Annotated in this window: 26 protein-coding genes; 8 read left to right on the forward strand and 18 right to left on the reverse strand. The window is 35.9% G+C overall.

The window, feature by feature from the left end:
- Positions 1-123 precede the first annotated feature (123 nt).
- Both ACXY7N_RS09325 and ACXY7N_RS09330 read left to right on the forward strand, forming a co-directional pair.
- The gene (locus ACXY7N_RS09325) at positions 124-219 is read left to right on the forward strand and encodes a YjcZ family sporulation protein (RefSeq protein WP_000510194.1); all 96 of its coding nucleotides are present in this window, start codon (positions 124-126) and stop codon (positions 217-219) included.
- A gap of 97 nt (positions 220-316) precedes the next feature.
- Complete coding sequence (locus tag ACXY7N_RS09330; RefSeq protein ID WP_016135295.1) at positions 317-835, forward strand: DUF309 domain-containing protein; 519 nt, start codon at positions 317-319, stop codon at positions 833-835.
- Positions 836-855: 20 nt separating this feature from the next.
- Here ACXY7N_RS09330 and ribT read toward each other — a convergent pair whose 3' ends face one another.
- Complete coding sequence (ribT, locus tag ACXY7N_RS09335) at positions 856-1,224, reverse strand: GNAT family N-acetyltransferase RibT (protein ID WP_000908397.1); 369 nt, start codon at positions 1,222-1,224, stop codon at positions 856-858.
- Between the two features lie 469 nt (positions 1,225-1,693).
- Complete coding sequence (locus ACXY7N_RS09340) at positions 1,694-2,131, reverse strand: peptidylprolyl isomerase (RefSeq protein ID WP_000853785.1); 438 nt, start codon at positions 2,129-2,131, stop codon at positions 1,694-1,696.
- A 187-nt stretch (positions 2,132-2,318) separates the two neighbouring features.
- Here ACXY7N_RS09340 and ACXY7N_RS09345 point away from each other — a divergent pair, with 187 nt between their 5' ends.
- On the forward strand, positions 2,319-3,185 hold the full coding sequence (locus ACXY7N_RS09345) for a DUF1002 domain-containing protein (RefSeq protein WP_000850509.1): 867 nt from the start codon (positions 2,319-2,321) through the stop codon (positions 3,183-3,185).
- 33 nt (positions 3,186-3,218) lie between these two features.
- Here ACXY7N_RS09345 and ACXY7N_RS09350 read toward each other — a convergent pair whose 3' ends face one another.
- The 14 genes from ACXY7N_RS09350 to dacF form a co-directional block, all read right to left on the reverse strand.
- Positions 3,219-4,022, reverse strand: coding sequence for a Cof-type HAD-IIB family hydrolase (locus ACXY7N_RS09350; protein WP_016086443.1), 804 nt, complete (start codon positions 4,020-4,022; stop codon positions 3,219-3,221).
- Positions 4,023-4,120: 98 nt separating this feature from the next.
- Complete coding sequence (spoVAF, locus tag ACXY7N_RS09355) at positions 4,121-5,593, reverse strand: spore germination protein SpoVAF (protein WP_488592368.1); 1,473 nt, start codon at positions 5,591-5,593, stop codon at positions 4,121-4,123.
- Positions 5,580-6,149, reverse strand: a complete 570-nt coding sequence (gene spoVAEA / locus ACXY7N_RS09360) for a stage V sporulation protein SpoVABEA (RefSeq protein ID WP_488592369.1) — start codon at positions 6,147-6,149, stop codon at positions 5,580-5,582. Before spoVAEA ends, spoVAF begins: the two co-directional genes overlap by 14 nt.
- Positions 6,150-6,154: 5 nt before the next feature.
- Complete coding sequence (gene spoVAE / locus ACXY7N_RS09365; protein ID WP_000345909.1) at positions 6,155-6,505, reverse strand: stage V sporulation protein AE; 351 nt, start codon at positions 6,503-6,505, stop codon at positions 6,155-6,157.
- Between the two features lie 3 nt (positions 6,506-6,508).
- A complete protein-coding gene (spoVAD, locus tag ACXY7N_RS09370; protein ID WP_016086441.1) occupies positions 6,509-7,525 on the reverse strand; it encodes a stage V sporulation protein AD in 1,017 nt (338 codons plus the stop codon).
- Between the two features lie 13 nt (positions 7,526-7,538).
- The gene (gene spoVAC / locus ACXY7N_RS09375; RefSeq protein ID WP_016135296.1) at positions 7,539-7,997 is read right to left on the reverse strand and encodes a stage V sporulation protein AC; all 459 of its coding nucleotides are present in this window, start codon (positions 7,995-7,997) and stop codon (positions 7,539-7,541) included.
- A 14-nt stretch (positions 7,998-8,011) separates the two neighbouring features.
- The gene (gene spoVAB, locus ACXY7N_RS09380) at positions 8,012-8,428 is read right to left on the reverse strand and encodes a stage V sporulation protein SpoVAB (RefSeq protein WP_033659766.1); all 417 of its coding nucleotides are present in this window, start codon (positions 8,426-8,428) and stop codon (positions 8,012-8,014) included.
- Entirely contained in the window at positions 8,421-9,041 is a 621-nt protein-coding gene (gene spoVAA / locus ACXY7N_RS09385; protein ID WP_488592370.1) for a stage V sporulation protein SpoVAA, read from the reverse strand. The genes spoVAB and spoVAA overlap by 8 nt, the downstream gene beginning before the upstream one ends.
- Before the next feature lie 117 nt (positions 9,042-9,158).
- Entirely contained in the window at positions 9,159-9,257 is a 99-nt protein-coding gene (locus tag ACXY7N_RS09390) for a methionine/alanine import family NSS transporter small subunit (RefSeq protein WP_000016826.1), read from the reverse strand.
- Positions 9,257-10,783 (reverse strand): sodium-dependent transporter, encoded by a 1,527-nt coding sequence (locus ACXY7N_RS09395; RefSeq protein WP_016086437.1) that lies wholly within the window; start codon positions 10,781-10,783, stop codon positions 9,257-9,259. The genes ACXY7N_RS09390 and ACXY7N_RS09395 overlap by 1 nt, the downstream gene beginning before the upstream one ends.
- 136 nt (positions 10,784-10,919) lie before the next feature.
- The gene (gene sigF, locus ACXY7N_RS09400) at positions 10,920-11,678 is read right to left on the reverse strand and encodes an RNA polymerase sporulation sigma factor SigF (RefSeq protein WP_016086436.1); all 759 of its coding nucleotides are present in this window, start codon (positions 11,676-11,678) and stop codon (positions 10,920-10,922) included.
- 12 nt (positions 11,679-11,690) lie between these two features.
- A complete protein-coding gene (spoIIAB, locus tag ACXY7N_RS09405) occupies positions 11,691-12,131 on the reverse strand; it encodes an anti-sigma F factor (protein ID WP_001243399.1) in 441 nt (146 codons plus the stop codon).
- Positions 12,132-12,482: an anti-sigma F factor antagonist gene (spoIIAA, locus tag ACXY7N_RS09410; protein ID WP_000059133.1), complete on the reverse strand. Its 351-nt coding sequence runs from the start codon at positions 12,480-12,482 to the stop codon at positions 12,132-12,134.
- 170 nt (positions 12,483-12,652) lie between these two features.
- On the reverse strand, positions 12,653-13,843 hold the full coding sequence (gene dacF, locus ACXY7N_RS09415; RefSeq protein WP_016135297.1) for a serine-type D-Ala-D-Ala carboxypeptidase DacF: 1,191 nt from the start codon (positions 13,841-13,843) through the stop codon (positions 12,653-12,655).
- Positions 13,844-14,009: 166 nt separating this feature from the next.
- Between dacF and ACXY7N_RS09420 the strand changes: the two genes are divergently transcribed.
- Genes ACXY7N_RS09420 through ACXY7N_RS09435 form a run of 4 tightly spaced genes read left to right on the forward strand, consistent with a single transcriptional unit; the run spans position 14,010 to position 17,407 of the window.
- Positions 14,010-14,429, forward strand: a complete 420-nt coding sequence (locus ACXY7N_RS09420; RefSeq protein ID WP_000548032.1) for a GntR family transcriptional regulator — start codon at positions 14,010-14,012, stop codon at positions 14,427-14,429.
- Entirely contained in the window at positions 14,395-15,276 is an 882-nt protein-coding gene (locus tag ACXY7N_RS09425; protein WP_488592371.1) for an ABC transporter ATP-binding protein, read from the forward strand. The genes ACXY7N_RS09420 and ACXY7N_RS09425 overlap by 35 nt, the downstream gene beginning before the upstream one ends.
- Positions 15,266-16,330: an ABC transporter permease subunit gene (locus ACXY7N_RS09430; RefSeq protein ID WP_016086433.1), complete on the forward strand. Its 1,065-nt coding sequence runs from the start codon at positions 15,266-15,268 to the stop codon at positions 16,328-16,330. The genes ACXY7N_RS09425 and ACXY7N_RS09430 overlap by 11 nt, the downstream gene beginning before the upstream one ends.
- Positions 16,331-16,342: 12 nt before the next feature.
- Entirely contained in the window at positions 16,343-17,407 is a 1,065-nt protein-coding gene (locus ACXY7N_RS09435; RefSeq protein WP_016086432.1) for an ABC-2 transporter permease, read from the forward strand.
- A gap of 24 nt (positions 17,408-17,431) precedes the next feature.
- Here the strand turns inward: ACXY7N_RS09435 and ACXY7N_RS09440 are convergent, their stop codons facing one another.
- Together ACXY7N_RS09440 and ACXY7N_RS09445 are read right to left on the reverse strand one after the other, a co-directional pair.
- On the reverse strand, positions 17,432-17,977 hold the full coding sequence (locus tag ACXY7N_RS09440) for a hypothetical protein (RefSeq protein ID WP_016086431.1): 546 nt from the start codon (positions 17,975-17,977) through the stop codon (positions 17,432-17,434).
- 102 nt (positions 17,978-18,079) lie between these two features.
- Positions 18,080-18,499: a MarR family winged helix-turn-helix transcriptional regulator gene (locus ACXY7N_RS09445; protein WP_016086430.1), complete on the reverse strand. Its 420-nt coding sequence runs from the start codon at positions 18,497-18,499 to the stop codon at positions 18,080-18,082.
- A 159-nt stretch (positions 18,500-18,658) separates the two neighbouring features.
- On the opposite strand from ACXY7N_RS09445, the gene ACXY7N_RS09450 reads away from it, so the two are divergent.
- Positions 18,659-19,330 carry an SIMPL domain-containing protein gene (locus ACXY7N_RS09450; protein WP_016086429.1) on the forward strand — a complete coding sequence of 224 codons (672 nt, stop codon included), beginning with the start codon at positions 18,659-18,661 and terminating at the stop codon, positions 19,328-19,330.
- Positions 19,331-19,359 lie beyond the last annotated feature (29 nt).

The raw sequence follows: 19,359 nt of genomic DNA on the forward strand, positions 1-19,359 counted from the left end.
TACTCATGTTCTATCCAACCTTTTTAAGAAATTTAATTAAAAATAGACCTATGCCTATATCATCATGCCCACCGCTTCATATGATAACAGTGTAGTAAGAACAATGTAGGAGGTCAAAAAACTATGGGTCACGTTGATTGTGGTTTTAGCGGTGGGTTCGCATTACTTGTTGTATTGTTTATTTTACTAATTATTGTAGGGGCAGCTTGCTTCTGCTAATATGAACAATAACGACTAGGGAAAATTCCCTAGTCGTTTATTGTTCATATTTCTGTGATACACTTGTATTTATAACCGTTAAACAGGGGTGAAGAAAATGTATCCTACCGAATACATACAATTTTTAATTCATTTTCACGGAGATTATGATTATTTTGAATGCCACGAAATACTAGAAGAATATTGGAAAACAAAACCAAGAGGAGATCGTGATAATTACTTAGTCGGTCTTATTCAAATTGCAGTTTCTTTATACCATCAAAGACGCTCTAACTGGAATGGCGCAGAGAAGATGATGAAAAGCGCCATAACGATTTTAGAAAAAAACAGTGGCCCTTTACTACGTTTAGGAATTAATCAGACACAACTTCTATTCTTACTCAAGGATAGATTGCAATCTATACAGAAAGAAGAAGGTTTTACACCGCTATTTTTACCATTATCGGATACAGCATTAGAAAAGCGCTGCTTGGAATTATGTCAGAAACAAAACCTCCCTTGGAAAGATGTGAATGCTACTTCTAATGAATTTATAATACATAAGCACACATTACGTGATCGAACAGAAGTTATTGCTGAACGAAATGAACAATTACAAAAAAGAAAGCAGAGATAATAAACTACTTATCTCTGCTTTTAAGAATGTATATTTTGTTCTAGCCCTTTACACTTTTTGCAAAAACTTGCTGTTTGCTCATTTCCGCAAATTGTAAACTCAAGAAATTTACTCTTTAACTCTTGAACCATCTTCGTCCCAATACCCATATGACGGTGAGATGGGTTCACACTCAAATGCTGAATTTCCAAAACTTGATTCTCTTTTTTTACAATCCCCATTATTCCAACAAAATCTTCGTTTTGTTTCCACAAATACAATTGCCAATCATCCTTTGCTTCATAATCCTTCATAGTCAATTGTAATGTTTTCACATCTTTTTCAGTTGGCATAAATGAAAGAAGCCCCATTGCAATCTTTTCATAACTTTTTTTAAAACGAATTAACATAACCCTTATCCCTTCTTACAAAAGTTACAAACTATTAATCCCCTCAACCACTCTTTTCATATCACATTCATTTTACAATATTTTCAACAGAGTGAGAAGGGCTTAAAACAACTTGATAATCATACAAAGCGAAAAGAAGAAAGTCAAATATATGTTTCAGTACTATTTTTTCTAAGTAGATAACACAAGAAACGCTGTTATATGAAAGTTAAAAGAAACATCCACTGCTCATTATCACTTTAATATTCAGCACTTTAGAGCAAATGAATTCTAGCAAAATTAATTTAATAAAAATATTTATTGAAACATGTAATCTAATGTATTCTATGTAATTTGTTAAAATTTTGTTCTTATAAGCGACATATTTTCACTACAATAACAGTACTACTTGTATCATGTACTGTAAACGAAATACCCATTCCTATTAAAAAACAAAAAAAGAGAGCAATAGCTCTCTTTTCCCATTAACTTATTCTTCCCAAACTTTAACTTCTTTCATTACATCGCCTTGACGCATGTTTAATACTGTTTCAATACCGCTTGTTGCTTTACCGAATACAGTATGTACACCATCTAAATGCGGTTGTGGCTCATGAACAACAAAGAATTGGCTACCGCCTGTGTTACGGCCAGCATGAGCCATAGAAAGTGATCCTACAAGGTGTCTATGAGGATTTCCATCAGTTTCACATGGGATAGAGTAACCTGGGCCACCTGCACCTGTTCCTGTTGGATCTCCACCTTGGCTTACGAAGCCAGGAATAACGCGGTGGAATGTCACACCATCATAAAATCCTTGCTCTGCTAGTTTTTTAAAGTTTTCTACTGTTTTTGGTGCCTCTTCTGGGAAAAATTCTAAATCGATTTTTTCACCATTTTCCATTAATATGTATCCTAAAGTTTTCATACGTATATGTCTCCTTTCAACTATCTCAGCACTATATTACCACATTCATGACTAGAAACAAAAAGAATCCGACAATCTACATACTTCTTTTTTGAAATGTGGAAAAAGCTAGGTGACAAATAAGAAATATATACTATAATAACTGTGTTGCCCGAAAATTTTAGAAAGAGAAAGGGAGCGATTTTTCGTGAAAACGAAATTACTAGCTCTGCTATTAGCTGTAACGGTATTTATGATGCCGACAGCTTCGTTTGCAGACATCATCGAAGGAGAATCAATTGTTACACTAGGAGAAAACTTGTCTGAACAACAAAAACAAGATCTGTTAAAAGAAATGAAAGCACCAAAAGATGCTACAATCATTACTGTGTCTAATGCGGAAGAACATAAATTTCTAGAAGGGATTGTTCCAAAAGCGCAAATTGGGACGAGAGCAATTTCCTCTTCTATGATTACATACACAAAGCCAGGGTCTGGTCTCATTGTACGTTCAAAAAACATTAATTCGATAACAGATGCAATGTACACAAACGCACTTATTACAGCAGGTGTGAAAGATGCAGAAATTCAAATTACTGCACCATTTAAAGTTTCAGGAACTGCTGCTTTAACCGGTTTAATGAAAGCCTATGAAACAACATCGAACAAAGCAATTCCTGAGGAAGTAAAAAAAGTAGCCAATGAAGAAATGGTGCAAACAGCTCAGCTCGGCGATAAAATTGGTGAAGAAAAAGCAGTTCAACTTGTTGCAAAAATTAAAGAAGAAATTGCCAAAGAACAACCAAAAACGACTGAAGATTTACGTTCATTAATTAAAAAAATTGCGGATCAACTTGGTATTACATTAACGGATGAACAGTTAGATAACTTAGTTGCGCTATTTGATAAAATGAAAAATCTTAATATCGATTGGAATCAAGTTGGCAGTCAGTTAAATAAAGCAAAAGAACACGTTTCTGCCTTTTTAGGATCTGAAGAAGGGCAAGGTTTCCTAGATAAAGTGAAAGATTTCTTCTCAAGTATCATTGATTTTGTTAAATCATTATTCAAGTAAAAAAAGAAGCTCGTCGCTGACGAGCTTCTTTTTTTATACGAGTAACGGCAATTTCATAATAGCTTCTTCTACCGACCGAACAACATGATTTGCCTTCTCCTTCACGTATGGATGAGCATGATGTAGAGTAAATGAATGCGGGGTTACTTCAAACATAGAAATATCATTGAAAGAATCTCCAATACACGCAACTTCATTTGCTTCAATTTGCAAATGTTCCATTAGTTGCCTTAAAGCACTCCCTTTACTTACTCCCCTTGGCATAATGTCAACATAACGTTTACCAGACATAAAAACTTCCGCTTCGCTCTGAAATGTATCTCGTAACTCTTGATCTAATGCTGCAATTGTCTCTTCTTCCCCAAAAACAAACAATTTCGCAGGATGTACAGTCTTACCAAATTCCTCTTCTAATGCTTCTATCTCAGCAATATGCACACCCATATACGTTTCAAAAGTATGATGATGTTCATTCTTTCTTTTTGTATACCGTTGCTCATTTGCACAAACAATATCTGCTAGTCCCTTTTTATGGATATATCGATATATTTCCTGGGCAATCCCATCTTCAAAACTTGATTGATGAAATATTTTTCCATCCGGCAGTAACATCGTCGCTCCATTTAAACTAGTTGTGTAATACGGGAATGCAAACCTATTTACAACTTCATCAATTCGATGAGTAAAGCGGCCAGAGGCAAAACAAATATTTGTCCCTTTTTCAGCTAACCAACAAAGTGCACGTTCATCTTCTTTTTGCATATGATTCACATTGTAAACGAGCGTGTCATCTAAATCACTTACAAATAATTTAATCATGTCCTCTTCCCCTTCCATACACAATATCTACTCTAAGTGTACACAAAAAATGTTTGATTTTTGTTAAAAAACAATAAATTTTTACTAAAAAAAAATAAACGGGTGTATAATCCCGTTTATTTTTGTCTTTTTACATTTTGAGGTCTTACAATACTTGGGCGTACTTTTAAACTAGACATCGTCGGACGGAGTAGAATTTTTGTTAATGCTCCCCAATCAAATGGTAAAAACGGCCATAAATAAGGTGTTTGTAAACTTTTTATAGACGTTAAAAATAAAATCAATATCGTCATACCAATTACAAATCCCATCTCATGGAAGAGACCTGTCAAAATAATAACAAATAATTTTCCAACCTTATTTCCTAATCCTAATTCATAACTCGGTGTTGCATATGCACCGATCATAGAAACTGCTACATACAAAATAACTTCTGGTACAAACAAACCTACGTCGATTGCTATTTGACCAATTAATATGGCGGAAATTAATCCTGCTGCAGACGATAACGGCGTAGGAGTATGAATAGCTGCCATCCTTAAAAACTCAAGCCCGATTTCGGCCATCAACACTTGTAATAAAATGGGTAAATGCGTCATCTTATTCGGCCCAATGAAAGCAAGATTTTCTGGTAAAAGAGTTGGATCAAATACAAATACTAACCAAAATGGTAGTAAAAACAAGGAGAATAAGACACCTAAAAAGCGTACCCAGCGTAAAAATGTACCGACAGCTGGATTTTGTCTAAACTCTTCTGCATGCTGTAAATGGTGGAAATATGTTGTTGGAGTAATCATAGCACTCGGTGATGTGTCAACGAGTACTAACACATGTCCTTCTAATAAATGATTCGCCGCTACATCCGGTCTTTCTGTATATCGAATAAGGGGGAATGGATTATAGCTTTGCTTTACAACAAACTCTTCCACTGTTTTATCCGCCATCGTAATTCCATCTACATCTATGTTATTTAATTCTTGTTTTATAATCTTTACTAAATCTGGATTTGCAACATCTTGAACGTATGTAATACAAATATCCGTTTGCGATCTATCTCCTACTCGAATCATTTCATTTCGAAGACGTGGATCTCGAATTCTCCTACGAATTAACGCTGTATTTACAACGATATTTTCAACAAATCCATCCCTCGCACCGCGTACTACTTTTTCAGTATCAGGTTCTGTCGGTGTTCGTCCTGGATAGCTACGAACATCTATTGCAAACGCTTCCGTTTCACCTTCCACAAATATAACGATGAGTCCTGATAATACTTGGAGCATTACCTCGTCCATCGTTTTCACTTTACTTACTTGTTGATGGATTAAACGATTCTCTAAAAGCTTCACTGTATCTTCTTCTACATCCCTTATCTCATTTGTATCCACTGCTTCTTCTAAAATAGGGATAATATAATTTGTATCACAAAGTCCGTTTACAAATAACACACCAATTTCTTTATTTAAAATTTGAAATTTACGAATGCCAACATCGTATGTAACACCCAGTCCAGCTGTTTGCTTTAAGTAATTTTCATTATCACTTATGAAAGATGAAATAGGGATATCCACTTTTTTAGGCTTCGCCATAAAATCCACTCCTTTCCAAAATTAACTGAATTGCTTTTTTAGTAATTGGTGACCCTCTCTCCCATTCATCGTTTCCACACATCTTACCAATATCACCAACTCCCACAATGACAGGAACATTCAAATCATCTAAACAATAAATTGTATCGCCGCTAATTCTGCCAATTTCACCATCTGGAAGTCCAAATTTATCAACACCATATTCGGTTAAATTCCCGTTCCGATCTACACTTACATCTACACGTGCCCATTCCCAATGATGTGTATTAGACGCTACTGCCAAAATTCCCAGTACATCAATTTGTTTATGGGTCGCTACATATTTTAAAGCCTTTTCACCAGATCCTTCTCCAATAAATCCGCTGTCATCAAACATGACAAATACAGGGTCATATGGCGTTTGCATAATAAGCTCAACAACTTTCTTCCCTGTCAATTTGGTTGGATTACTTTGTGATGCTGAAATACACCTTCCCCCAAATTCCTTCGTTAAAAGCTCAATTGTTCGCTTTGCATATTCATCTCCATCTGTGACCAAAACAACCCTTCGTCTCATTTGATTTATCCTTTCGGTTTACATATAAGTGCTACAAAAAATGAAAATAATATCGCCGCAGAAATGCCTGCAGACGTTAAACTAAACATACCCATACCAATCCCTATATATCCGTGTTTTTCTGCCGCATGCATTGCCCCATGTAATAGTGAATGTCCAAAACTTGTAATAGGAACTGTCGCACCAGCACCAGCAAACTTTATAAGCTTATCGTACAATCCGAATCCATCTAAAACTGCTCCTATAACTACAAAGGTTGCCATTAAATGTGCTGGTGTTAACTTTGCGAAATCTAACAATACCTGTCCAATTACACAAATGGCGCCTCCTACAAGAAATGCATATATAAAATCCACAACTCACTCTCCCTTCACTCTCTCAAATACGACACCATGTGCAATGGTTGGAATTGTTTCTTTCTGCTGCATCATCATCGGGCTTAATAACGCACCAGTAGCAACGACAAAAATCCGTTGTAAATTCCCTTTTTGCATCTCTCTTAATAAATGACCATATGTGACAACAGCTGAACAAGCACAGCCACTACCACCGGCAAATACTTCTTCTTGACCGGAATCATAGATCATTAATCCGCAATCATTATATATATGCCCAAGATCATAACCTTCTTCCAGTAACAGTTGTTTTGCGATTGGTGTCCCAATAGCTGATAAATCACCCGTAACAATCAAATCATAATCTGCTGCACTTCTCTTCAAATCTTCAAAATGTTGTTGAATTGTATGAGCAGCAGCGGGTGCCATCGCTGACCCCATATCTAAAGGATTCGCAATTCCTAAGTCTTGCACTTTTCCAATCGTAGCTGCCGTAATTTTAATGGCACTTTTTTCTTTACTAATTAATATGGATCCCGCACCTGTAACAGTGGAATTTGCTGTTCCTGGTTTTTGTCCTCCATACTCTGTTGGATAACGAAACTGTCTTTCAGCCGTTGCATTATGACTACTTACCGTCGCTAAAACACGATTTGCGAATCCACCGTCTATAAAGGCTGATCCAACCGCTAAAGTCTCCATCGAGGTCGCACAAGCACTAAACATCCCTAAAAAGGGAATCCCCCACTTACGCGCAACATAATTTGCTGTCACTGTTTGATTTAATAAATCACCCGCTAAAAAGAAATCAATTTGTGATGTTTTTACATTTCCTTTTTGCATGACTTGTTGAATGGAATCTGACATTAATCTTCGTTCCGCAAGTTCCCAGTTTTCCTCTCCGCAATGTAAATCATCATATGAAATATCAAAATCCTTTCCTAGAGGGCCTTCAGCTTCTTTTGGACCGACAGCAGTACCAGTTGCATTCACATAAATATCATTTTGAAATACCCACGTTTGTTTTCCTGTCAACCTCATACTAGCCCCTCCTTTAAGACATAAAAATTTTAAAAGTATATCTTATTAATCCAATAACGTATGCACCAACAACCCCAAAAACGATAACACTTCCCGCCAGTTTAAACATATTTGTAGCAACCCCAAGCACAATTCCTTCACTCTTATGTTCTAGCGCAGCGCTCGCCATAGAATTTGCAAATCCCGTAACTGGTACCGCCGATCCTGCTCCAGCAAATTGACCGATTTTATCATATACACCACAACCTGTTAAAATCACCGATAATAATACAAGAGTTGCAACTGTCGGATTTCCCGCCTCTTGTTCACTGAAATGAAAATAATGTATATAAAATTTCATCAATACTTCTCCGACAGTACAAATGAATCCGCCTACAAGAAATGCCTTGACACAATTTAGGAAATAGTTTGGTTTTGGATGGTACTCCTTCACTTTATTTATGTAATCATCCTTTAGTTTTCGCCCTGTCATTTATATATTGCCTCCTACTTTACGAAATAAATCCAGTGAAACAATGAGCCTATTACTTTGCCAAGTACAAGAGCAACAAGTAAAATAACGATTTTCCCCTCTACCCCTACTCGTTTCGCTAAAATAGGTAAAACATTTAATACTTCTGTTAATGCGGCTGCGAGCATCCCAATGAATGTGCCACAAAATATTCCTAATATAACAAGCCAATATTGCGACGTTTGAAATGTAATATTTTTCAAACTACACCAAGCCCCTGTTAATGTACCTGCAATAACCGCCCACTCAAAATATTGAATATGCTTTCCACTTCTCGTTAATTGGGCTAAACGAGGGATTATACCAAGTACAGCTAAAAATGCGACATATCCGCTACCTACTGCAATCCCTCCCGCTAAACCAATTACAATAACGAGCCCAGCTTCAATCATCGGCAAGTTGTTTCATATTGTCCTTGTTTTCATGAACAATTACATATTGGTCAAGTGACTGCTGGTATTGGAACATCTCCACTTCTAACGGACTCGGTTCTTCATTAATTCGCTTTTGAAATACATGATTAAAAAATAAGACCATACCTAATCCAAGACCTAATGAATAAGGAATTTGAAATAGAAGTGGTTGTGCCTTAAATTCTCCCGTAATCATGTAATATAACCGTTGGTGCACTTGTTGCATACTTACATCTTCATGGAAATAAATGATTGCAAGAGCCGCTCCAATGAAAAGTAACATCCATACAAGTCCGAAAAAAATCGGATGTACTTTCTTTTTTTCATATATAATTTCAACAAGAGTTTGTCCAGAACCGAGTAAATTAATTTGTATATGGGCCGCTTTTTGTTGAATAATTTCAATAATTTTCATAACATCAATGACAACATGCGTCTTATCATGCGCTGTTATTTTGTAAACTACCTCATCCTGTAACGACTTAACTACCACAGCATCTCCAGCAAGTTGAGCAACATCACCCAGCTTCACTTCATATGTAGGGGAAACTTTTAATCGATTACGCATTTTAATATAAATTGTTCTTTCCAATTTCCATTCACCTCTTCACTCTTCCTCGTAGTTGTAGTATGGTTATTGAATTTTTTTCTAATACAATTTTTTCATAAAAAAAACATCTGTACCGTTTCGGTACAGATGTTTTTTAGTTTATGCCTTTTTCTTAAATAAATTTGCAATACTTAATGCAAGCCCTCCCCAAATGACTACTATTCCAATAACCATCATCATAATCGCTGATCCACTCATTATGAAACACCTCGATCTTTCCATTCTTTTTCAAGCTTGGCAGAATCTGAATGTATTTGTGCATCCCATTTTTTCAGACTAATAATTAGTGCCACAATAAGGAATGCTGCCGCTATCGACCAACCATACGTTACAACAAACTCCGTTGGATAATCTCCGTAGTTCTTTTTAATATTTTGGATTGTGCCATCAATTAACATGTACCCTAACATAAGCGGAGTAATAACGAGTAGACTCACTCTCCAAAACGTTCCTAACTTAATATCAGATACGAAGTTTGCATGATTTTGATAAACTGGTAAACGGCGTAGAATGAGCCCTATCGTAACTACTTCCGCTAATGCAATTGAAATTAATCCGAAATTATTAGCGAAATAATCAACAACATCTAGGAACATAAGCCCGCCACGTGTTGCAAAAACAAGAGAAACTAGTACGAGAAGTGTCCCCATAATTCCAATTGTTTTTTGGCGGCTTAAACTGAACTTTTCAGATACGGCAGCAAAACATACTTCCGCAAGCGAAATGAGGGATGTAATTCCAGCAACCGTTAATGATAAGAAAAATAATACGCCAAATAACGGTGACATCGGTAATTCATTAATAATTTGAGGGAATACTACGAACGCAAGCCCTACACCAGCACTTGCTACTTTATCAACCGGTACTCCCATATTGTTTGCCATAAATCCAAGAGCTGCAAAGACCCCAATCCCTGCTAATAATTCAAATCCTGAGTTTGCAAAGCCAGTAATAAAGGCATTATTTGTTGTATCTGAGTTTTTCGGTAAGTAACTAGAATACGTAATCATAATTCCAAATGCTAAAGATAAACTAAAGAAAATTTGACCGTAAGCAGCAAGCCATACCTTTCCATCGAAAATACGACTCCAATCCGGTTTAAAGAATGCATCTAATCCTTGCATTGCACCTTCCATCGTCACTGCACGAACTACGATAATAAGGAACATAACAACTAATAAAGGAATGAAAATACGGTTAACAACTTCGATTCCTTTTTTAACGCCTTTGAATGCCACACCGAGCACAATAATCCAAACGAGAGCTAATGGAATTAATACTTCCGGCACAAGACCCCCAAACTGTCCTGGCTTATCGGCAACATGTAGATATTCTTTAAATAAAAATGATTGCGTGTCTTTCCCCCATGCTCCAGTAATTGCAAAGTACGTATACGAAATAGACCAAGCAATAATTACTGCATAATATGTTGAAACGATAAACGTTACACACATTTGCCACCATCCAATAAATTCAGCACGTGGATTAATACGGAAGAATGTAAGTGGTGCTGAACCACGATGACGATGCCCAAGAGCAAATTCAAACGCCAATAATGAAATACCAGTCGTTAATAATGCGAATAAGTACGGTAAAAAGAATGCGCCTCCCCCATTTTCATACGCTGTATAAGGAAAACGCCATATATTTCCTAATCCAACGGCAGAGCCGACCGCTGCGAAAATAAATCCAGCCCTCGTTCCCCATTGTTGCCTCGTTTCCATATTTCCTTCCCCCTTTGTGACAAGTTCATACTTGGATTATATTTTAAATTGACTAAATTATCAATAAATTCTGTTAATTTTTACGAAAGTTTACATTCTCCTCCTATTAAAGTCATAAAAAAAATCGAATAGATAGCTATTCATCTATTCGATCTTTCATCTGTTTTAATATTTTCTTTTCAAGTCTTGAAACTTGTACTTGCGAAATGCCTATGCGTTCCGCTACTTCTGATTGCGTTTGGTCTTTATAATAGCGTAAATACACAATTAAACGTTCTCGATCATCTAATTCTCTAATTGCTTCTTTTAAAGCAATTTTATCGAACCATTTCGTTTCAGATTGATCGGCAATTTGATCTAAAATAGTAATCGGATCTCCATCGTTTTCATACACCGTTTCATGTATGGATGAAGGAGCACGACTCGCTTCTTGCGCCAGAACAACTTCTTCCGGCGTTAGTTCTAACGCCTCGGCTACTTCATTAATCGTTGGAGCCCTTCCGAATTCTTTCGAAAGCTCGTCTCTCATCTTCCGAATTTTGTTTCCGGTTTCTTTTAAAGATCTGCTTACTTTCACCGATCCATCATCACGTAAAAATCGCTGTATTTCGCCAATAATCATTGGAACTGCATATGTTGAAAATTTCACGTCGAAAGATAAATCAAATTTATCTACCGATTTTAAGAGTCCAATACATCCAATTTGAAATAAATCGTCTGGTTCGTATCCTCGATTAAGAAAACGCTGCACAACCGACCATACGAGACGCATATTACTTTGAACGATTGTATCCCTTGCTTGTTGATCTCCATCTTGACTTTTTTGAATTAACGCTTTTAGCTCGTGGTCCTTTAACTGAGGTTTCTTCTTCTCATTTCTGACCTCTATGTCCATTGGCTATTCTCCTTAATTGCATAGAGCGTTACTATTTGATAAGTATTTTGTCAAATGGATTGTTGTCCCGAAAGATTCGTTTGAAATAACTTCTACTTCATCCATAAAATTTTCCATGATAGTAAATCCCATTCCCGAACGCTCTAATTCAGGTTTAGTTGTAAAAAGGGGTTGTCTTGCTTCATCTAAATCAAAGATGCCAATCCCTTCATCTCGAATCGTGAGTTTCACCATTGCTTCTTCCAAAATTACAGAAATATAAACAACACCTTCTGCATTTCCTTCGTACCCATGAATAATTGCATTCGTAACTGCTTCTGACACAACCGTTTTAATCTCCGTAAGTTCTTCCATCGTTGGGTCTAGTTGGGCAATGAAAGCAGCTACTGTAACGCGAGCGAATGATTCATTTTGACTTAATGCTGAAAATTGAAGGTTCATTTCATTTCTCATTTATGCCACCCCCAACGTCGCGAGCGCATGCGCTTCACTTTCTTCTAAGCGAACAATTTTAAATAAGCCCGACATTTCAAATAAACGCTTAACAGGCGGTGAAATTGCACAAACAACCATTTCCCCACCTAATCCCTTTACATGCTTATATCGGCCTAATATAACACCTAAACCAGAACTATCCATAAACGATAAGTTCTCTAGGCTCAAAACAATATGATGAACACCATGTGTCTCAATCATATCTGTTACTTTCGTTCGCAACTCTTCAGCAGTATGATGATCTAATTCACCCGCTAGTCTCACACATAGGACGTCACGTTTTACTTCTAATTGCATGGAAAGACTCACACGATTTCCTCCTTATGCTCAAACTTTACTCATTTACATACATAAAGATTTTCGTGATACAACATAAGAATCCTTCCTACTGACAAAAGAAGAACTATTTCGCCATAAAGTGAAACCATTCAACAATTATTTACTTTCATAAGAATAGAAAAGCGGCAAAATGTTTGCCGCTATTTTGATGTTGAAAACATCCCAAAACTTCTTTTAAATAACTCCCACCAGCTCGCTGCAGCAACATCTTCTTTTGCTACAATAGTTTGTTTTAATAAAACATCTTTATCTTTTTTAATAACAAGTGTACCAAGTGCGTCACCTTTTTTAATCGGCGCTTTCACTTTCTTTTCAGCAATTACTTCTTGTTTAACTTTGTCCATATTGTCGCCCTTCTTCATAAGAAGAGACACATTGTCTGACGCGACTAAATCTACCTTTTGTTTTTTCCCTTTTCCTACTTGAACAGTCTTAATTTTTTCTCCACGCGTATACAATTTCTTTGTCATATATTGTCCAAATGCGTAGTCAAGAAGCTTCGTTACTTGGTTGTTCCGTTCTTTCGATGTAGGTGCTCCCATAACAACTGAAATAACACGCATGCCATTTTTTTCAGCCGATGCTGTTAAACAATATTTTGCTTCTGTCGTAAAGCCCGTTTTTACACCATCTACTCCAGGATAAAAACGTACTAGCTTATTCGTATTAACGAGCCAAAACTTCTTATCCGTATCTTCTCGTAAATAGTCTTCGTATTTACCGGTATATTTGCGAATAAGTGGGTACTTCATCAATTCTTTCGCCATTATAGCCATATCATTCGCTGTGGAATAGTGGTCTTTAGCCGGAAGACCTGTTGGGTTTTGAAAATGAGTATTTTTCAGTCCTAAATCTTTCGCTTTTTTGTTCATCATATTTACAAAACCTTCTTCTGAACCAGCGATATGCTCCGCTACTGCAACAGATGCATCATTTCCAGATGCAATGGCAATACCTTTTAGCATTTCATTTACAGTCATCTCTTCTCCAGGCTCTAAAAAGATTTGTGATCCACCCATTGAAGCTGCATGCTCACTTGCTCTAACTTTATCGGTCAGTTTTAGTTTTCCTTTTTCAACTTGTTCCATAATTAATAGCATTGTCATAATCTTCGTCATACTAGCAGGTGGTAACTTCTCATTTGGATTTTTATCAAACAAAACTTTACCTGTATCTTGTTCAATTACAATTGCTGACGACGCTTGTTCCGCTAACTTCGGCGTTGTTTCTTCTGTTTTCTCCTGCTTCGTTTTCTCAGATTGTGCGAAACTAACTGAAGTACCAGAAAGCAATAACATGAAACAAACAAGTATTCCAAAAACTCGCTTCATGACTAACCCTCCATTCTATATCAGACCTATTTTTTCCAATTTTTTATTTTTTAATACCATATTTTTCTAATATTTTCAGTTGACAAATACATTCATCACCTATATTGTATTAAGTGTATTACATCGAGTAGTACACTTAATACAAGTCAGAAAGGAGACATTGCTCTTGCATATTCAACTTGATCCAAGAAGCAACACTCCGATATGGGAACAAATTGTTCAAAATATAAAAGAACTCGTATTGAAGAACATGTTAGCTCCAAGTGACAAACTACCTTCTGTACGCGAACTCGCTTCTTTACTCGTTATAAATCCAAATACAGTGAGTAAGGCGTACCAAGAGTTAGAGCGACAAGGGATTATTGAAACATTACGAGGAAAAGGAACATTTGTATCCCAATCGATTACCCCAACATTAGACGAAAGGAAAATCGCTATGGTTGAAAAGCAATTTCATCAATTACTATTAGAAGCCTCTTATCTTGGTGTTACGAAAGATAAAATTCATGATTGGATAGATTCATATTACAAAGAGATTGGAGGAAATGCGGATGCTGAAAGTGACAAACTTGAAGAAAACGATTGATAATCAAACGATTTTAGACGATGTTTCTTTCACATTACAAAGAGGAAGTATTGTCGGATTACTCGGAAGAAACGGTGCGGGGAAAACAACTTTATTGCGAACGATGGTCGGCATTTTAGACCCCGATGTGGGAACTGTTACATATGAGGATACCGACATTCATAAAAATCCTGAGACAAAACAAAAAATCGTATATGTCCCGGATTCTACTAACATACTGAACGGCTATACGATAAAAGAAATTGTAAAGTTTTATAAAGCAGTTTATGCCGCATTTGATGAAACACATTTCTATGAGCTATTAGAACGTTTTAACTTACCAAACAAACGAATTCGTAGTTACTCAAAAGGAATGAAAGCACTGCTTGCCATCATTTTAGCCGTTGCTGCAAAAGCAGAATATATCATTTTAGATGAACCGACAAACGGACTTGATCCTATCGTGAAAAGACAAATTTTACAGTTTCTCGTTGGAGAAGTTGCAGAAAAAGAGATTACCATTTTCATCTCAACTCACCATTTAGATGAAGTGGAACAAATTGCAGATACAATCATTATATTAAAAGGCCATACTATATCTTCTATTACATCACTAGACGATGCAAAATCACGATTTGCTAAAATCCAAGTAGCTTATGAACGTTCATTACCTCAAAAACTAGAAAACTTAAGCAATATTAAAATATTAAATCAAACAGGAAAAGTATATACAATCTTAATTGAGGGAAATGTGGCTACAACACTGGAGAAATTTTATAAAGAACAACCTATACTCATTGAAGAATTAACAATGTCACTTGAAGATGTCTTCGTTACGACACTGGAGGAGGATGGGTATGTTTCATAAGGCGTTGTGGATGTGGAATTGGAAGCGCGGGAAATATGCTGTGTTACTATTCTTCTTTAGTTCGCTTTACTTGTTACCTTTTGGCTACTATAGAAGTGCTCAGCAACAACTTGATGCGTATTACGAATTACAAGAAAAAGGGAAACAGTATTATTATTTTTATACCTTTTCTTCAGGAGAAGGTAATAGTTTTTGGTTAACTGTTCTTATCATTGCTTTAGCCTGCTTATTGATAGGATGGGAACGTAGCAACCAATCTAATACACTACTTATGACGATGCCTTTTAAAAGACAAGACGTTTTCTTATCTAAATGGACTTTCGGTTCCTTTTGTATTGTAAGCTCTTTACTTGTAAATTGGATTCTTATGTATGTGATTTATAGAACAACCATTCATTTTGATTATCAATCATTTAGTCCATTTCATCGATACTTTCTTTATGCGATTGTTTCTTATGTTGCAGTATATACAGCTGCACTATGCATCGGTACTTTTACTGGAAGCGTTGTTTCGCAGGTTGTTTTTTGTGTTCCGTGGTTACTAGCAGGGGTTACATTTATTACATTACTATACACTTTTACAATAAACCATTTAGACGCTGCAAATATTAAAAATGAAAACTTATATCGACAACTTTATGAAATCAATCAAAAAACAAATATAGTTGCACCAACTAATCACTTTTCTATCAATTATTACTATGATCCGGAATCCCGTAAGATCGAGAACAATCCAACTACTTTAAGAGATCCAGCATCTCATATATATTATTCAGCCAAATCAATGTTAGTCCCTATTTTCTATACGATATTTTATTTACTACTTGGGACATATTTATATACACGATCGCCAAATGAAAACGGTCAGAAGATATTTATTTTCCAAAAGCATTTACGAATATGGATATGGGGGACAACCATTTACTTTGCATTACTAGGCGGCTATAAAATAAACCATTTTCATTTCTTACCTAGCTACTATATCGGTTTGTTTCTAACTGGAATCATTACTTATGTTATATTATCACGCCTAACAAATTATAAAGTTTTTTAAAGGAGAGATCCTATGTTTCAAAAAGCTCTATGGCTAAGAACGTATCACCAAAGTAAGTATGTTGTTTGGTTATTTTGGCTCGTCAGCTTCTATACTTTGTCATATTACTACTATATGACTTCTATTCAAGAGGAACAATTTCTAAATGACAATAAAAAGTGGAACTATATATATCATTACACCTTTGATTTAACACTACTAGATCCTGTCATGCTGTTAGGTAGTGTACTTATCGTGCTAGCTTGTACGTTAATTGGATGGGAAAGACAAGATAACTCTAGCGACTTGCTATGGTCTATGCCCTTTAAACGTTCACACCTCTATATAACAAAGTGGTTGTTTGGAATCTGTAATATCGCCGCTGTTGTCGTTTTAAACTGGGGACTATTTGCTATTATGAAAAAGTTAACTTTTCATAATAAATATCAAGTATTCTCCCCCTTTCATAGTTACTTTATATACATGTTAATTGTATTAATTGCTATTTATACACTTGCCTTATGTATAGGTACAATTGCAGGGAATGTTATATCGCAAGGATTTCTCACTACAGCTATATTAATCTTCCCAGCTTTACTTCCATCACTCATCTCAGGAGTCATTGCAGTTCACTCAAACACTGAATTTCATGAGGACAATGGTCTTATACATGATGTGATGGAAAACATACGTATTTCTAGTCCAGCAGAAGATTTTGCCATTCGCTTTAATTACAGTCCTCAAAGCGCTTATACTGATGAAGATGGAGTACGTCATAACGAACCAAACTTTACAAAGATTCCACCGGTAAAAACATTGATTGGACCTATCGCACATATCATTATTTTATTACCACTCGGTATATATTTATATGCCCGTTCAGTCAATGAACGAAATGGTAACTACTTATTATATCCGAAACTACAAAAAGTAGTATTGGCTTGTGCGATTTTCTTTGGTGGTATCGTTGGAGGTTTAATGCTAAGTCGCGCGCAGTCATTGTCCAGCTTTTACATCGGATTTTTGGTGACTAGTTTCATTACGTATTTCTTCCTACCTAAAATATTAAAATGGAAAGTCTCTTGGAATTTCAAATAATATAACCTCCTCTTGACGAGGAGGTTATTTCACATTCTCTCTTCTTTTCCCATACTCTTTTTCTTGCTTCGTTCCAAACCCATCACCATTTGCCACGATTTGATCTGTTGGAGCAACTATACTTTCAGCAATTCTCCATTCTCCCCCTTGTTGAATAAACACTTGCATAAAATAATTCATTCCATTTAATTGATACGGATTTTCTTTTTTCACTTCATAACGAGCTGCAACATAATACACTTGCACATTCTCAGCCTCAAACTTAGAAATATATTGCGATAACCTCGGGATGTACTGCGATGCTTTCTGAAGTGGAAGTTGTTTTACTTTTACAAGAGAAGACTTTGTTACATTACTGATCGTATCTTCATGCCGAATGTTGTCACTATGATGAAATAAAATAGCGTTCTGCATAGAACGAATCCATAGTTTCGAATATAAAACAGGTTGCTTATTTGAAATATGTTGTAATTCTTTTTGAACGACTTGAAGAGGCGTAGCGGCATTCGCGAATTGATGAAAGCAGAAAAAACTTCCAATCACAATGAAAAGCGTACAAATACGTTTCATAATTTTTCACTCCGATTCTTTTTAATTAAAGTATTGGAGTTTCAAAATGTTTTTATTCAAAAGAAAAAGGATAGGAAAGCTTCCGCTTCCTATCCTCATTTATTATAATACGCGGCCAAATAGCTCTAACACCATTTCGATTTCTTGGTCGCTCCAACCTTTAAATCTCTCTTTATAATATTCTTTACGCACAGCTTCAAGTTTTTCAGTTACTTCTCTTCCGTGTTCTGTAATTTCTAAGTACACGATACGACGGTCTGAATTTGAACGCTTTCTTTCTACAAACCCTTTTCGTACGAGACGATCAGTAACAGCTGTAATATGACTGGAGGTTACGTTTACTTCACTCGCAATTTGCGAAGCCATCTGTGGACTGTTTAAAAATAACGCACGTAATACAGAAAATTCATTATATGGCATATGTTCTGCAAAACGTGTATTAATATCATTTTGTAATAAACGTATCATCTTTCTAAATGATCCGGATAACTCTAAAATCAGTGTTTCTCTTTTGTCGTTCACTAGCCTCGTCCCTTTTTTATCATATTTACACATATTATAATCTATAAATACCTATGTTGTATATGCTTTCTTTCCTCTACATTCTCATTTATGTAACTTTTTTCATATAAATTTCTTTTTTGTTCACACATATACATATAAAAAGGATGGTGATGGAAAATGCAGGGTGGAATGAATCCTTATTTACACAACGTACGCACAGCTAATACTGGTAAAGAAGCGACTATTACTGTACAAGGTGAAGGTGTTGTCAAAGCGAAACCCAATGTTGTTATATTAACACTTGGCATTCGAACTGATAGTAAAAATGTGAAACAAGCACAAGAAGAAAATGCAGTGCAATCAAAACAATTGCTGGATGCACTTAAACAGCTTGGTATTGCTGATAAAGACATAGAAACGATTTCTTATACAATCACTCCTCAATACGAGTATGTAAATGATAAAGCATTACTACAAGGATACCGTGTGGAACATTTGTATGAAATTACCGTTTTAAATGTACAAAAAGCAGGGGAAGTATATGATATAGCCGTTTCAAATGGAGCAAACTTAGCAAAGGGATTACGTTTTCGAATATCGCATCCAAATAAATATTATGAGCAAGCTCTCATTCAAGCTCTGCAACAAGCGGTAGAAAAAGCTCGTGCTATTGCGAGTACATACAATTTAAACATTAATCCTGTTCCACTCTCATTCGTTGAAGAATCTGCCCAGTTACCAAGGGAAGTGACATCCTATGCTACTTTACATGCACAGGCAGCCCCGCCCATTCAATCGGGAGAACTAGAGATCATTTCCACAATACGAGCGATTTTTACGTATTTATAAATAATTTTATTTATAAGTAAACGTTATCA

It is taken from the genome of Bacillus sp. 5w2 (assembly GCF_054353775.1).

What these genes read in the sequence shown, in the direction of transcription:
- ACXY7N_RS09325 (WP_000510194.1), top strand. Translation starts at nt 124, where the DNA reads ATGGGTCACGTTGATTGTGGTTTTAGCGGTGGGTTCGCATTACTTGTT.
- ACXY7N_RS09330 (WP_016135295.1), top strand. Translation starts at nt 317, where the DNA reads ATGTATCCTACCGAATACATACAATTTTTAATTCATTTTCACGGAGAT.
- ribT (WP_000908397.1), bottom strand. Translation starts at nt 1,224, where the DNA reads ATGTTAATTCGTTTTAAAAAAAGTTATGAAAAGATTGCAATGGGGCTT.
- ACXY7N_RS09340 (WP_000853785.1), bottom strand. Translation starts at nt 2,131, where the DNA reads ATGAAAACTTTAGGATACATATTAATGGAAAATGGTGAAAAAATCGAT.
- ACXY7N_RS09350 (WP_016086443.1), bottom strand. Translation starts at nt 4,022, where the DNA reads ATGGAAGGGGAAGAGGACATGATTAAATTATTTGTAAGTGATTTAGAT.
- spoVAF (WP_488592368.1), bottom strand. Translation starts at nt 5,593, where the DNA reads ATGGCGAAGCCTAAAAAAGTGGATATCCCTATTTCATCTTTCATAAGT.
- spoVAEA (WP_488592369.1), bottom strand. Translation starts at nt 6,149, where the DNA reads ATGAGACGAAGGGTTGTTTTGGTCACAGATGGAGATGAATATGCAAAG.
- spoVAD (WP_016086441.1), bottom strand. Translation starts at nt 7,525, where the DNA reads ATGAGGTTGACAGGAAAACAAACGTGGGTATTTCAAAATGATATTTAT.
- spoVAC (WP_016135296.1), bottom strand. Translation starts at nt 7,997, where the DNA reads ATGACAGGGCGAAAACTAAAGGATGATTACATAAATAAAGTGAAGGAG.
- spoVAB (WP_033659766.1), bottom strand. Translation starts at nt 8,428, where the DNA reads ATGATTGAAGCTGGGCTCGTTATTGTAATTGGTTTAGCGGGAGGGATT.
- ACXY7N_RS09390 (WP_000016826.1), bottom strand. Translation starts at nt 9,257, where the DNA reads ATGAGTGGATCAGCGATTATGATGATGGTTATTGGAATAGTAGTCATT.
- ACXY7N_RS09395 (WP_016086437.1), bottom strand. Translation starts at nt 10,783, where the DNA reads ATGGAAACGAGGCAACAATGGGGAACGAGGGCTGGATTTATTTTCGCA.
- sigF (WP_016086436.1), bottom strand. Translation starts at nt 11,678, where the DNA reads ATGGACATAGAGGTCAGAAATGAGAAGAAGAAACCTCAGTTAAAGGAC.
- spoIIAB (WP_001243399.1), bottom strand. Translation starts at nt 12,131, where the DNA reads ATGAGAAATGAAATGAACCTTCAATTTTCAGCATTAAGTCAAAATGAA.
- dacF (WP_016135297.1), bottom strand. Translation starts at nt 13,843, where the DNA reads ATGAAGCGAGTTTTTGGAATACTTGTTTGTTTCATGTTATTGCTTTCT.
- ACXY7N_RS09425 (WP_488592371.1), top strand. Translation starts at nt 14,395, where the DNA reads ATGCTGAAAGTGACAAACTTGAAGAAAACGATTGATAATCAAACGATT.
- ACXY7N_RS09430 (WP_016086433.1), top strand. Translation starts at nt 15,266, where the DNA reads ATGTTTCATAAGGCGTTGTGGATGTGGAATTGGAAGCGCGGGAAATAT.
- ACXY7N_RS09435 (WP_016086432.1), top strand. Translation starts at nt 16,343, where the DNA reads ATGTTTCAAAAAGCTCTATGGCTAAGAACGTATCACCAAAGTAAGTAT.
- ACXY7N_RS09440 (WP_016086431.1), bottom strand. Translation starts at nt 17,977, where the DNA reads ATGAAACGTATTTGTACGCTTTTCATTGTGATTGGAAGTTTTTTCTGC.
- ACXY7N_RS09450 (WP_016086429.1), top strand. Translation starts at nt 18,659, where the DNA reads ATGCAGGGTGGAATGAATCCTTATTTACACAACGTACGCACAGCTAAT.